12 protein-coding genes and 1 pseudogene are annotated in these 12,974 nt (G+C 70.3%); 2 read left to right on the top strand and 11 right to left on the bottom strand.

What is annotated here, in order from left to right:
• From C1J01_RS49185 to C1J01_RS19950, 10 genes and pseudogenes are all read right to left on the bottom strand, one after another.
• Positions 1-724: pseudogene (locus C1J01_RS49185) on the bottom strand (hypothetical protein); the annotation flags it as partial.
• Positions 725-732: 8 nt separating this feature from the next.
• Positions 733-2,049: a lipopolysaccharide biosynthesis protein gene (locus tag C1J01_RS19910; RefSeq protein ID WP_111180489.1), complete on the bottom strand. Its 1,317-nt coding sequence runs from the start codon at positions 2,047-2,049 to the stop codon at positions 733-735.
• Positions 2,042-2,845 carry a polysaccharide deacetylase family protein gene (locus C1J01_RS19915; RefSeq protein WP_111180490.1) on the bottom strand — a complete coding sequence of 268 codons (804 nt, stop codon included), beginning with the start codon at positions 2,843-2,845 and terminating at the stop codon, positions 2,042-2,044. Before C1J01_RS19915 ends, C1J01_RS19910 begins: the two co-directional genes overlap by 8 nt.
• The gene (locus tag C1J01_RS19920; protein ID WP_111180491.1) at positions 2,842-3,783 is read right to left on the bottom strand and encodes a glycosyltransferase family 2 protein; all 942 of its coding nucleotides are present in this window, start codon (positions 3,781-3,783) and stop codon (positions 2,842-2,844) included. The genes C1J01_RS19915 and C1J01_RS19920 overlap by 4 nt, the downstream gene beginning before the upstream one ends.
• A gap of 11 nt (positions 3,784-3,794) precedes the next feature.
• Positions 3,795-4,631 (bottom strand): glycosyltransferase family 2 protein, encoded by an 837-nt coding sequence (locus C1J01_RS19925; protein ID WP_111180492.1) that lies wholly within the window; start codon positions 4,629-4,631, stop codon positions 3,795-3,797.
• Between the two features lie 151 nt (positions 4,632-4,782).
• The gene (locus C1J01_RS19930; protein ID WP_111180493.1) at positions 4,783-5,916 is read right to left on the bottom strand and encodes a GNAT family N-acetyltransferase; all 1,134 of its coding nucleotides are present in this window, start codon (positions 5,914-5,916) and stop codon (positions 4,783-4,785) included.
• Positions 5,913-6,284: a hypothetical protein gene (locus C1J01_RS19935; protein ID WP_111180494.1), complete on the bottom strand. Its 372-nt coding sequence runs from the start codon at positions 6,282-6,284 to the stop codon at positions 5,913-5,915. The genes C1J01_RS19930 and C1J01_RS19935 overlap by 4 nt, the downstream gene beginning before the upstream one ends.
• A gap of 292 nt (positions 6,285-6,576) precedes the next feature.
• Positions 6,577-8,181 carry a sigma factor gene (locus tag C1J01_RS19940; RefSeq protein ID WP_181448862.1) on the bottom strand — a complete coding sequence of 535 codons (1,605 nt, stop codon included), beginning with the start codon at positions 8,179-8,181 and terminating at the stop codon, positions 6,577-6,579.
• A 117-nt stretch (positions 8,182-8,298) separates the two neighbouring features.
• Positions 8,299-10,071, bottom strand: a complete 1,773-nt coding sequence (locus tag C1J01_RS19945; protein WP_235854547.1) for a substrate-binding domain-containing protein — start codon at positions 10,069-10,071, stop codon at positions 8,299-8,301.
• 133 nt (positions 10,072-10,204) lie between these two features.
• Positions 10,205-10,843 (bottom strand): cation diffusion facilitator family transporter, encoded by a 639-nt coding sequence (locus C1J01_RS19950; RefSeq protein ID WP_111180497.1) that lies wholly within the window; start codon positions 10,841-10,843, stop codon positions 10,205-10,207.
• A 149-nt stretch (positions 10,844-10,992) separates the two neighbouring features.
• Here C1J01_RS19950 and C1J01_RS19955 point away from each other — a divergent pair, with 149 nt between their 5' ends.
• Complete coding sequence (locus tag C1J01_RS19955) at positions 10,993-11,763, top strand: DUF4184 family protein (protein ID WP_111180498.1); 771 nt, start codon at positions 10,993-10,995, stop codon at positions 11,761-11,763.
• Entirely contained in the window at positions 11,756-12,580 is an 825-nt protein-coding gene (locus C1J01_RS19960; RefSeq protein WP_111180499.1) for a TrmH family RNA methyltransferase, read from the top strand. The genes C1J01_RS19955 and C1J01_RS19960 overlap by 8 nt, the downstream gene beginning before the upstream one ends.
• A 1-nt stretch (position 12,581) precedes the next feature.
• Here C1J01_RS19960 and C1J01_RS19965 read toward each other — a convergent pair whose 3' ends face one another.
• A complete protein-coding gene (locus C1J01_RS19965) occupies positions 12,582-12,827 on the bottom strand; it encodes a hypothetical protein (protein WP_111180500.1) in 246 nt (81 codons plus the stop codon).
• Positions 12,828-12,974 lie beyond the last annotated feature (147 nt).

Raw genomic sequence — 12,974 nt, forward strand, 5'->3', positions numbered from 1 at the left:
GCTTGGGGGCGGCCGAGGGGCTCTGAGGCGTCTTCGGCTGGGCCGGGCGAGTCGGGACCCTGGTGGTGGCCTCCGGGTCCGTCGTCGGCGTCTCGGCCGCGTTTTCGGCAGCACCCTTCGACGTGCCCGACGCCGGGCTCGCGGAGGCGCCCGGCGTGGCGTCCTTCGGCGCGCCCGAGGTCGAACCCTCCGGCTTCGGCGTGCTCGAGGTGGAGCTCGCCGGCGTGGGCGTCTGGGGGGAGTTCCAAGCCGTCGAGGTCGGCTTGGTGCCCTGGACGGCGGACGCACCGGGTGCGCCCGTCGCGGTGGACGGGGGCTCCGGGGTCGGCGGCTGGCCGATGTGGAGAGGGGTGGGCAGGCGGATGGCCGTGGTCGTCTCGGCGTCCGACTGGGTGCCCTTCTCGGCATGGCCCGTGGCGGAGCTTTCGGCAGGGCTCTCGGCAGAGGCCTTGGCGGCGTCCTTGGCGGAGCCCGCGCCCGTCTCCTTGGCGGAGCTCTCGGCCGCCTCCTTGGCGGGGCTCTTGGCCGCGTCCTCGGCCGCTTCCTTCGCGGTGTCCTTCGCGTCCTTGGCCGGGCCGCGACCCTCCTCTTCCGGGGGGTCGAACGTCAACTTGGGGATGACTCCCGTCGCGTCCGGATCGAAGGGCACCTCTGAATTCTCCTTGTGCTCATCCGAGGAGCCGGTCATCCCCGTTGCCATGCCATCGCCGTCCCGTTGCGTCACGCTGACCATCATGCGGCCCCGGACGACCCCTGGGTGACAGCCGACCTTGCAGTTTCGCCGAACTTGAGTATTTTGCGCAGATTTCCGAAGATCAAAAGTGCCACGAGCAGCTCACTGAAGAGCAGTCCGTACCCCACCGCGTTCACCCCGAAGTGAGGGAACAGCACCACGGTGGACACCAGCACGAGCACCGCCAGCCCGATCTGGACGACCGCCAGCGCGCGCGCCTTGCTCTGCGCCCGCAGCGCGCTCAGGTAGACCTCGATCAGCACCCGGGGCAGCACCGCCAGCGACATCAGCCGCAGCAGCGTCGTGCCCTCGTCGGCGAACTCCGTCCCGAAGATCCGCAGGATGAGCGGCGCCCCGAGGATCGCCACCGTGATGATCGGCGTGACGATCAGGAACGCCCGCTGCAACGCCCGCCGGGAGTTCTGGGCCAGCTGCGTACGGTCGAACGAGCCCTCGACGGTCAGCGACACCGCCATGTTCATGGCCAGCAGCTCGATCATGCTGGCCAGCGTGTGCGCCATCGCGAAGCGCCCGAACGTGGCCTCGCCCACCTGCGTCGCCACCACCACGGGAACGAGGTAGACGATCGCCAGGATGGACAGCGTGCCGGGGAAGTCACCGGCCAGGAACCTGCCCATCTCGCGCAGCCGCGGCGGGTCCTGCCCCGCGTCGGCCTGCCTGACGTGCCGGGGCACGACCACGCCGAAGATCAGCCACTGGACCGGGATCAGGGCGAGCGCGGTCGGGATGACCCAGGAGACGAAGATGCCGCCCTCGGGCAGCGCGCCGGCCAGCGCGACCAGCAGCCCCATCTTCACCAGGCCGAAGACCAGGTTGTTCAGCGGCACGAACGTGGCCCGGCGCAGCCCGGTCAGCACCACGTCCTGCAGCGTGAAGACCGCCCACACCACCACGGAGGCCAGGAAGAACAACCCCGGCCCGAACCCGGCCAGCACGGAGTACGTCTCGCCCCACAGCGGCAGCGTCAGCAGGAAGCCGACCGCCGCGACCCCGCCGGTGGCGGCGGCCAGGCCGTACCCGCGCAGGATGACCTCGGGGGTCCGGCGGCCCGACACCGGCAGGAACCGGGCCAGCGCGCCCACGAACCCGAGCGCGGTCAGCGACGCGAACAGCCGCATCGCCGTGATCACCGCCTGCCCGCGGCCGAACTCCTCGGGCGTGTAGTAGTGGGCCGCCAGCAGCCAGTAGCCCATGCCGAGCACGCCGGTGATCACCGTGTTCACCATGAGCGCGTAGCCCTGACGGAACAGCGGGTTGCGCAGATCGCCGAGGAGCTTGCTCCAGAGATTAGACATTGCCGCGCACCCGTTGCAGCCCGTACCTCGTCCTGCGCACGACGGCGTACCCCTTGGTCAGGATGCGCTCGCGCAGGTAGATGAGAGGCACGGCGTTGCCTTCGACGGCGCGCTTGAACATGTTGACGGTCGTGCCCTTGCCGACCGTCAACCGGGGGATGGCGAGCATGTCGTGGCGATCGGCGGCGATCGCGTTGCTCACGGCGCAAGCGGCGAAATAGCCGGCCTTGCGTACTTCCTGGCGAACGCGGGCGCTGGAGTAGCCGTAGGGGTAGGCCATGGTGGCGACCGGCGCGCCGATCTTCTCCTCCAGCAGCCCTTTGTTCTTGCGCAGCTCCTGCCGCAGGTCGTCGGTGCGGAGCTGGTCGAGCTGGGGGTGGCTGTGGCTGTGGCCGCCGATCTCGATGCCGGTCTGGGCGGCCTCACGGGCCTGCCCCCACGACAACATGGCGTCGAGGGGCCGGCCCGCGGCCTCCTTGCCCGCGTCGGACACCCAGCCGCTGGTCAGGAAGACCGTGGCCGGGAACTTGTAGCGCTCGAGCAACGGCAGCGCGTGGCTGTGGAAGTCGGCGTAGCCGTCGTCGAACGTCAGCACGACCGGCTTGCCGGGCAGCGAGCGGCCGTTGTTCTTGTTGAACGAGGCCACCAGGTCGCCCAGCGTGAGCGGCGTGAAGCCGCTCTCCGACAGGTACGCCAGCTGCTCCTCCAGGTCGGACGGCCGCACCGCGTGCGGCCGCGTCTCGTCGTTGGGCGTGTCGCTGACCGAGTGGTACATCAGGATCGGAACGCGGATCATGAACGTGCCACCTTCAGCCGTACGGAACCGACGACGTAACCCCAGACCGTCCAGGCCAGCCCGACCACGATCGCGCCCGCCCGGCCGAGCCCGCCGGGGTCGCCCCGCAGGGCCTCACCGACCCCGCGGAGCGCACCGAGCGGCAGCGTCTTCATCGCGTGGGCCCGCTCGCTGGCGAGCCCGTCCTGGGTGCCGACCTCCCGCGTCACCAGGGCCTTCGACAGCCCCTCCGCATAGCACCTGGACCTGAAGTACGCGAACCGCTCGCGCTGCCGGGACACCTTGTGCCCGATCACCGCGCGCGGCTCGAACAACATGACCGAGCCCGGCTTGCGCTGCGTCAACCGGATGCAGAACTCGGTCTCCTCGCACCCCAGGGGGCGCGACTTGCGCCCCTGCACGCTGCGCCCGATGCCGCTGTGGAAACCGCCCACCTCGGCCACGACGTCGCGCAGGAACGCGGCGTTGCCGCCCATCACGTTGCGGATCGGAGCCCTGACCGCGGGCATGCCGCGGTAGGTGCAGCCGACCGTCCAGTCGAACTCGTACGGGAACCACCGCGGCCGCCGCCCCGACGCCCACAAGGGATCGGTACGGCCGCCGACACCGACCACGCCCGGTTCCTGGAAGCCCTCCTCCAAAGCCTCCAGCCAGCCGGGATCGGCCACGGCGTCGTCGTCGAGGAACGCGACGATCTCGCCGTTGGCCGTGGCGACGCCGGTGTTCTTGCCCCCGGACAGCCCCTTCTCGTGCGTGTTCTCCACCACGATGGCCTGTGGATACTCACGCTTGAGACGCAGGTGCAGGTCGGGGTTGTGGTCGACGACCAGGATCAGCTCGTGTGCCGGGCGTGTCTGGCTCTCGACCGACTCGACTGCCTGCCTGATGTCCTCCCACCGTTCGTCGGTGTAGACGCAGATGACAACAGACGTGTTCACAGGGTTCCTTCTTACGCCACGCCTCGGTCGGCGGCAGGCGCGGCGGTCGGCTCGGGCTGCGGGGAAGTGGGCTGGCGGCGCCACTCCTTCAGGATGGTCTTGAGCACACGGAAGCCGTCGCGGACGACGTGCAGGTTGCTCTCACCGTGGATGCGGTTGCGTTCGTGGCTCGGCACCTCGTGCACCTTCAGCCCCGCCTTGGCGGCGCGCACGTTCATCAGCGTCTCGACCTCGAAGCCGTCGCAGTCGAGGTTGAGCACGTCGAGGTGGCGGGCCCAGAAGGCGTTGTAGCCGTAGCACAGGTCGGTGTACTTGGTGTTGTACATGACGTTGACGATGCCGGTCAGCACCTTGTTGCCCAGGCGCCGGTTGAGCGTCAGGTCGTCGCTGCCGCCACCGGAGGCGTAGCGCGAGCCCTTGACGAAGTCGGCACCGGTCACCAGCGCGCCCACGAAGTTGATGATCTCGCGGCCGTCGGTCGAGCCGTCGGCGTCGATCATCACGATGATGTCGCTGGTGCACGCGGCGAAACCGGCCGCCAGGGCGTCACCCTTGCCCTTGCCGGTCTGCGTCACCACCTTGACGTTGGGACGCAGCCGCTTGGCCACGGCGACCGTGTCGTCGACGGAGTTGCCGTCGACGAGCACGATCTCGTCCACCCACTGCGGGATGGTGGCGAAGACGTGCGGCAGGTTCTCGGCCTCGTTCATCGCGGGCACGACCACGCTGACCGTCGGCGAGATGGCCAGATGCGGCGTCACCGGCGTGAAGCTCGACGGTGGCGGCATCGACCGCAAGGGGGGCGAGGTCTGGACCTTGCCGTTGTGCTTGGTGATCTCGGGACTCATGGCGAGGGAAATCCTTCCGGGACCCTGCGCTGCGCGCCGGTGTGGACCGGTCCCGGGTGCTGGTGGGACGGCTCCGCCGGCGGACGGTGCATCGAAGGGTCCTGCTGTGAAGTGTGAGGGTGTATGTACTGTGCCGGGGGTGAGTGAGGGGTTAACTCGCTCCGGTCGGTTCTTTGACTACTCCGTTGGGTGACTCCTCCTGCTGCTGCATCGAGGTGCGCACCCGACCGAAGCCCTTCAGGACACGGTCGGCCGCTCTATAGAGAGACGGCCGATCCATGACAATTGTTCGGGCTTTGTTGAAAGGAGTTCGGCCGATCCAGTGGACCGCCGCGGTGGGCGACGGTCGTGAGATGCGGCCTTCGGCGACGTACAGGACCCCGCTCTTGAGCCAGTCTTTGTACTCCTTGCCGCCCTTGCCCATGTCGACCATGTGCAGGCCGGCCTTGGCGGCTGCCTCGGCCATCTGCAGGTGGTGGACGATGCCGGGCGAGTAGCGGGCGAACTCGGTGTCGTATGCGGGGAACCACCCCACGAGCGTGGTAGCCGTACGGAGGCCGAAATGGCCGGCCACCGGTACGTCTCCGGCATAGAGCATGGTGAGGACTCCACCGAAGTCGGGGGAGTTCTCGGCATGCATCATGTCCGTCAGTTCGACGATCCACGGCTGGGCGAATCTGTCCACCCGGCCGGTACGCCGGTACTGGTCGGACTTCCAGGCGAGGAGCGTGCGCAGGACCTCGGGATCGGCCGAGGCCCACTCGAAGCGCAGCTCGCCCTGCTCACGGCCGAGCTTGCGCTCCTTGTAGCGCACCGTCTTGAGGTTCTTCGGCGAGTTGGACTTGACCTGCTCCAGCCAGGCTTCGAACCCGGCGGTGAAGTCCATGACCGGCGCGGGCCGGACATCGGTCTCGTACGGGGCGAACGTCGGCTGCCCCGCCACGAGATGGTCGAAGTCGAACACGGTCAGCTTGCACGCGCGCAGCAGTGCCTTCGCGTCGAGCTTGAGCTCGGGGATCGAGATCAAACCGTGACACGTGGTAAGGAAACCGCCGAGCGGCTTGCCGATGCCGAAAGCGTGCCTTTCGTAGGGGAAGAAGCCCTGGATGCCGTTTCCGTCCGTGATGACGGCCACCCGCACGTAGTCGCGCAGACGGTCCATCGCCACGGCGAACTCGACCGACAGGAACGGGTTGTCCAGATTCGGGTCGGCCTTCTGCAACTCCCGCCAGCGGGCTCGCTCGGAATCGCCGAGCTCTCCCGGCCGAACTATCTGGATGTTCACCTTGCCCTGGCCCCCTGTTCGGTCTGCATGCTCTTCCCCCGGTACAGAACCCGGAGCACGTACATGAACCCTCCGAGCACGGCGACCGTCGCGACACCGGCTCGGGGTGACCACGCATTGAAGAGCAGCATGGCCTCAGCGAGGAGCACGTTGAGCACAAGACTTGCCGCCGCTCCCACTGATAGTGCGGCAAGGGGGTCACGATCACGCAACAGTCCCACCACTGCCGCTCCTGGAACGACCAGAAGGAACAGGGAGATGAGGAAGGGACGCAGCGGCGTCTCGATATCGAACAGCGCGACTACCGCACCTGCGACGCAGGCGAGCCCCACCAGCCAGGCGAGCGCTCTGCGGTGCTGTTTGAGCATCTCCTGTCTCTCTCTCCCTGCTCTTCCTGGTCGAAACGCAAGATTGATCGCCTGTTCATGGGACCAATCCGTGCCTGGACACGTCAATGCCGACGCTTGGCGACGCGCCCCGGTTTACCGGCGGGCAAAGATTTTTCGTGTGACGTTCAACACACGGTCAAGTGCGCGCCGGCCCCGACGCGGTCCCCAAGCACACCAGGATGCCCTATGTAGCGGGCTATCTTCGAGCCAGGGTCCGATATATCCACGTTTGTCGGTTACAAACTGGATCTCCGGCGAGTTGGGACTCTCTTTACTGGACGTCGGACAGACTGTCCGGTTCGGACCGTTCCAGGGCGGTGCCGATCTCCGCGTGGGCACTGGGCGAGGCGGCGGGCTCGTCGGTGGCCGGCGGCGCGTCCGTCGGCGGCTCCGGCACGTGGACGTCGGCTCCGGCCCAGGAGACCGAGCAGGTCGCGGTGCCGCCGTTGGAGGTGAAGGCGACCCGGCCCGTGCCCGGCTCGGTCGGGTTCACGACCGTCACCCAGACCGTCACCGAGCCGCCCGCCTTGACCGACCCGCTGGCGGGCTGCACGTCCAGGCCCTGCGAGGCCGTCGCGACCCAGGAGACCGAGGCGTTGCGGGCGCTCAGCGCGATCCGCTCGGCGCCGTCGATCTCGCGCGGGCAGGAGGCGGCGAGCCGGGCGCCGGGCGCGGCCCTGCGGCGGGTGGCGGTGGGCGCGGCGGCGGGACGCGTCCTCGGCCGCGAGGCGGCCGGCCGCCCGCTCGGCGCGGGGACGGGCGCCGCCGACGGCGTACGGCGGGGCGACGGCGTCGCGGAGGGCGTGGACGAGGGGGACGGCGACGGCTCCTCGTCCTCGGCCGGCGCCCCCGGCGTGACGTCGTCCTCCCACGAGGGCGAGGCGGTGGGGACGGGGGCCAGCGTGAGCGAGGTGGAGTCGGAGGCGCCGCGGCCGTTGATCACGACCACGGCGCCCGTCGCCGCCACCAGGCACGCCCCCGCCAGCAGCACCGGAGCCAGACGGCGCGGCCGGCGACGGCGGGCGCGGCGTTCGGCCACCACGGGGAACCCCGTGCGGTCGAAGTCGTCCCCGCGATCGGTGATGAGGGTTCTGGTCTGGTCCAGCTCGGGGTCGACGCACGTCTCGATCACCCGGCGGCGCAGCGAGATCCCCGGGTACGCGATCGGCACCATGTCGAGCAGCCGCCCGGCCGAGACCTGGCGGTGGCGTCCCTCGGTGCAGACCTCGCAGCCGCCGATGTGGCCCGACAGCCGGCGGCGCAGCAGCGGCGTCAGCGGGCCCTCCCAGGAGTCGACCATCGCCGACAGGTCGGGGCAGTGCGCCCGGCCGGTCCTGGCCAGCATCACGGCCGCGGCGGCGTTCTCCAGGTGGTCGCGGGCCCTGCCGAGCCGGGCCGCGGCCTGCCTGGACGTCAGGCCGAGCACCGCGCCGACCTCCGCGGGGGTCAGGCCGTGGCGTACCGACAGCCCGAGCACCTCGCGCTCGCCGGTCCTCAGCTCGCCGAGCGTCTCGTGCACCAGGTCGGCCAGCTCGGGGTCGTCGTGCTCGGACGGGTCGGGCAGCGGCAGGCCGGCGGCGGGGGTCCCGCCGCGGTGGGCGAGGCGGGCGCGCACCTGGAACCTGGTCAGCGCGTACAGCCAGGGGCGCAGCCGGGCCGGCTCCTTCAGCCGCTGCACGCACCCCTGCGCGGTGACCACCGCGTCGTGCACGGCGTCGGCGGCCAGGTCGCCATCGGCGCAGAGCGAGAACGCGTAGTCGTACAGGCGCTCGGCGTAGGCGTCGTAGAGCTTGGCGGGAGCGTCGGTGTCCGCGCGCCGCAGAGCCTCCACCAGCTCCTGGTCGTCGGCACGGTCGACGGTCGGCCATCCGGGCACGGATTCCCTCCCCGCGGGTAGAACGGGCACTCAAGCCCCACGCGGAGAGGACGCGGCGTTAATTGTCCAGGTTCGCCCGCCATGCCGGATGAGCATGATTTGTGCTCATGGCCGGGTTCACCCGTCGCAGTTGGGCATGCAGATGCGGCGTTCCATGCCCTGCAGGAAGAAGTCGCGGACCTGCAGCACGTCGTCGGCGATGTACGCCTCGCCGCCCGCGGCCTTGGCCAGCGCGTCCATCTGCTGCTTGCCCTTGCGGGCCTCGGGCCCGAAGGCGATGAGCAGGATGCTGATCGGCCGCTTCGGGTTGTAGGTCTTCTTGAGGAACTGCAGCAGCTGGGCGTTGGTGACGCCGCCGTCGGGGTCGTCGTTGCCGGCGCCGTCCGTGAGGATCAGCAGCGTGTTGACCTTGTCCTCTTTGTAGGTCTTGGTCAGCTCGGTGTAGGCGGCCTTGATCGTGTCGTTCAGCCCGGTGTCGCCTGTGGCCTTGGCCTGGAGCGTGGCCAGGGTTCGCACCATCATGTCCTTGCGCAGCACGCCGTCGACCGTCTCGGCCAGCGGCCCGACGGAGACGAGCTCCTTGTAGTCCTTGCCCTGCCCGTCGAGGTGCGTGGAGTACGACCACAGGCCGATGTCGGAGTCGGGCGGGAAGAGCGCGAGGCCCTCGGTGGCGATCTTGTTGATGGCCTGCATCCGGGTCATGCCCGTCCCGGGCACCGGCAGCGCCATCGTGCCGGAGACGTCGAGCAGGGCGAGCAGGCGGCTGCCGAGGTTCAGCCGGGACCAGGTCTGCACGACCCGGGCCACGGTCGCGCCGTCCGGCGGGTCGAGGGCCGCCGGGCTCTCCGGGTCGAAGCCCTTGGCCTTCGTCAGCACCTCGCCGGCCTTGCCCTCGTCGGTGCGGAAGCCCGCGGCGCGCAGGGTCTGCTTGGCGGACTCGGTGGCGAGGGCCTGCTTGAAGTCGGCGGCGGCCTTCAGCACGCTCGGGTCCTCGGTCAGGATGGTGACCGGGTAGTCGAGGCTGAGCGTGCCCTCCTTGGGATAGAGGGCGACCACCTGCGACTGCGGCTTCTCGGTGTTGTGGGCGTAGATGGCCTGCTCGGAGCTGACGCCGATGGGCACCTTGCTGCCCGACTTCACCGTGAGGCTGGCCAGCAGCGCCGCCGAGTCGCTCGCGAGCTGCCCCGACAGCTCCTTCAGCGCGCCCACCAGCTCCTTGTCCTGGCCCGACTCCCGCGCGGTGCCCGCCGCGGCGAGCAGTGCCGCCAGGCCCGCGGAGCTCTTCTGCGGGTCGAGCGCGAGCACGCGCACCTTCCTGCCGGGGCCGTCCACGTTGGCGACGTTCGCCGCCGAGATCATGGCGGACCAGCTCGGCTGCAGCGTGTCGGTCAGCCGCGAGGCGGACGACTTGGCCGCCGCGAGCACCACGGGGGAGGTCGCGATCGACCCCTCCACCTGGGGCAGCTCCTCGCCCGCCGAGGTCTCGCGCATGCTCTCCATGAGCAGGCTGGAGTCGGCCACCCAGAAGTCGGCGGTGGCCTTGCCCGCGGCCACGGCGTTGGCCGTCCTGGCGGACTCCTCCTCGGCCACCGTAACTTCGACGCACTTGTCGTCGATGGAGTGCATGGCCTTGTTGTAGTCTGCAGCGATCTTGTTCAGCGCGGGCTGGATCTCGGGGGTCGCCACGACGCGCAGCGGCAGCTTGCCGCCCGAGCAGTCCTGGTCGCGGTTGAAGATGACGAAGGCGGCGACACCGAGCAGCACGGCCATGGCCACAGCGCCGGCCAGCGGGACGAGCACCCGCCCGCGGGTGTTCTTCGTTCGTCTGCGGGGTGGCGGCTCGCCGGCTCGATATCCGCCGTCGAGATCGTCTGTGCGGTGTCGCCCCACGATGTCCTCTTAGGTTGTTCGAGACCTTCCGGAGACCCTAGCGGGAGAAGCTCCGCAATACTCCGGGAACGATACTCGGTGCGGTCTCTGTGGCAAAACCGTGGTTTTGGTGCGCTGATTACCTACTGTGGCGTTAATGACAACATGCGTGACCGCGCCAGGCTCGCCTGCCCTCGCGTACGGCGACCGCCGCGAGCGCCACCGCGACCAGCGGATCCACCCACCACCAGCCCAGCGTGCCGAGCCAGAGCCCGGCCAGGACGCAGGCCGCCGTGGCCGCGCAGATGAGGTTCTGCGTGCCCTCGCCGGACGTGGACGGAGAGGCCAGCCGCGCCCCCAGCCGGCGCTTGGCCAGACCCAGCGCGGGCATGCCGGCGAGGCTCAGCGACGTCACCACGATCCCGAGCAGATTCGGCTCGGCCCGGTGCCCCGCGTCGAGGTCGTACGCCACGTGCAGGACGAGATAGGGCGCCAGCAGCCAGAAGCTCACCGCCACCGCGCGCCGGGCGGTGGTCTCGGCGCTCGGCGAGAGCGTACGGGCGCCGGTGAAGCGCCACACCACGATCAGGCTGGCCGCGGCCTCCACGAGCGCCGCGAGCCCCCACCCGATCAGCGCCACCGAATGCGCGGCCAGACCGGCGGCCAGGCCCAGCCCGCTCTCCACGCCCAGCCAGACGAGCGTGACCAGGGACAACGCGCGGGCGGCCCGCGCGGCCCGCAGCCATTCCGCTGACGCGGCCGGACGCTCCCGAATCCGCTGGTCAGGCACCATGAACCCCCGAACCTCCGGATATCCGGCCGTCGACAGCGCTACGTACCGTACCCGTCGCGCACCGTGAGGCCGTAGGGCGGCGGCAAAGCATGGTCAAGATTCACCGCGCATAATGATCGTCAAGGATCGCCGGGCACGGGGGAGGGGCATTGCCGTTCACGCCCAGTCACATCGCCGCGGTCGTGCCGCTGCTGGCGTCGCGGCGCGTGCGCAGGTTCGCCGATCCCTGGGCGCTGGCGCTCGGCACGATGGCGCCGGACCTGCCGCTCTTCCTGCCGATCCTGCCCGACTACACCGACTGGCACTCCTGGGCGGGGGTGGTGACGCTCAATCCCCTGGCGGTGCTCGTCCTGCTGCCGTTCTTCCACGCCGTGCTGCGCGACCCGCTGATCGCGCTGCTGCCGTCCGCGCTGGCCGGGCGGGCCGCGCGGCTCGTCCCCGGACGGCTGCGGCTCGCGCCCATGGTCGTCGGGGCGGTGATCGGGGCGGCCACGCACGTCCTGTGGGACTCCTTCACCCACCACACGGGCGTGGTCGAGTGGGGTTCCTGGTTGTCGATCTCCGTTCTCGGGGTGATCGATCTCTTCCGCCTGCTTCAGTACGCCTCGTCGGCGATCGGGCTGGCCGTGGTGGTCTGGTGGGCCTGGCGGCGGTTGTCGCGGATGGAGGCGGCGCCCGTGCCGGAGCGGTTGCGCAGCTCGCCGCGGGCCCGCCTGCTGACCCTGGCGGCCGGCGCCGCCGGCGTCGTGGCGGGCGGCCTGCTCTGGCCGCTCGTGGACGAGCCCAGCCCCGCGCTCGGCCTGCCCAGCCTGATCACGAAGACCGGCGTGGGCACGGTGATCGGGCTGGGCGCGGTGCTCGTCTGCTACGCGGCCGTCTGGCAGGTCAGGCGGCGCATGGCAGTATCGGAAGGTGCTTGAGTACGTCACCGACCCCGGCGACCCCCGCCTGTCCGACTACACCCGGCTGCGGGACGTCGAGCTGCGCAAGAGTCTCGAGGCCGAGCGCGGCCTGTTCCTCGCCGAGGGGGAGAAGGTGATCAGGCGAGCCGTCGGCGCCGGCTACCCGATCCGCTCGGTCCTCACCACGCGGCGCTGGCTGACCTCGCTGCAGGACGTGCTGGGCGACGCCACCGTCTACGTCGTCAGCGACGAGATCATGTCCGGCATCGCCGGCTTCCAGGTCCACCGCGGCGCGCTCGCCTCCATGGAACGCCTGCCGCTCCCGTCGGTGGAGACGCTGCTGAAGGGCCTCAAGGGCGGCCCGCGCCGGCTGCTCGTGCTGGAGGACCTGGTCGACCACTCCAACGTCGGCGCGATCTTCCGCTCGGCCGCCGCGCTCGGCGTCGACGCCGTCGTCCTGTCGCCCCGCTGCGCCGACCCGCTCTACCGGCGGGCCGTCAAGGTCTCGATGGGGGCGGTCTTCTCGATCCCGTACGCGCGGATGGACGACTGGTTCCGCGGCCTGGAGCAACTGCGCGAGGCCGGGTTCCGCACGCTCGCCCTGACCCCCGACCAGAGCGCCACCCCGCTCGAGGCCGCCGCCCGCTCCGAGCGGGTCGCCCTGCTGCTCGGCGCCGAGGGCGACGGGCTGTCGTCCCACTGGCTGGAGGAGGCCGACGAGGCGGTGTGCATCCCGATGAGCGCCTCGGCGATGGCGGCCGGGGTCGACTCCCTCAACGTCGTGGCCGCCGCGGCGATCGCCTGCCACGGCCTGATGCGGCCCGCGGCCCCGTGAGTCAGGGCAGCTCGACCGGCTCGCTGACGAGGTCCGCCCCGCTGTCCTTGATGCGCCGTTCCAGCAGCGGGAGCTGCCTGGCCGTCGTGACCAGCGTGAGCTGCCAGGCGGGCTCGGCGCGGTGCGGCACGGGCGCCTCGGCGATGTCGATCGAGGTGGCCAGGCCCGCGGTCAGGATGGCGTGCGCCAGCTCCGCCGCCCGTTCGTGGCCGTCGATCGTGGCGCGGACCTCGGTGAATTCCCCCATGGGGTGTGTCCTTCTGGCAGAGGGGTAGAGCCTTCGCCCAAGGTGCGGACTCGGGCGAGGAGGTCGGACTTCACGGAGGAAAGCGTACATAGTGAGCGCTGTGGGTGTGTCCGCTCGTCCCCCCGCACGGGACTCTCCCAGGGAAGT

Source organism: Nonomuraea aridisoli (assembly GCF_003236395.1).
GTDB lineage: Bacteria > Actinomycetota > Actinomycetes > Streptosporangiales > Streptosporangiaceae > Nonomuraea > Nonomuraea aridisoli.

What these genes read in the sequence shown, in the direction of transcription:
- C1J01_RS19915 (WP_111180490.1), bottom strand. Translation starts at nt 2,845, where the DNA reads ATGATCCGCGTTCCGATCCTGATGTACCACTCGGTCAGCGACACGCCC.
- C1J01_RS19965 (WP_111180500.1), bottom strand. Translation starts at nt 12,827, where the DNA reads ATGGGGGAATTCACCGAGGTCCGCGCCACGATCGACGGCCACGAACGG.
- C1J01_RS19925 (WP_111180492.1), bottom strand. Translation starts at nt 4,631, where the DNA reads ATGAGTCCCGAGATCACCAAGCACAACGGCAAGGTCCAGACCTCGCCC.
- C1J01_RS19935 (WP_111180494.1), bottom strand. Translation starts at nt 6,284, where the DNA reads ATGCTCAAACAGCACCGCAGAGCGCTCGCCTGGCTGGTGGGGCTCGCC.
- C1J01_RS19950 (WP_111180497.1), bottom strand. Translation starts at nt 10,843, where the DNA reads ATGGTGCCTGACCAGCGGATTCGGGAGCGTCCGGCCGCGTCAGCGGAA.
- C1J01_RS19910 (WP_111180489.1), bottom strand. Translation starts at nt 2,049, where the DNA reads ATGTCTAATCTCTGGAGCAAGCTCCTCGGCGATCTGCGCAACCCGCTG.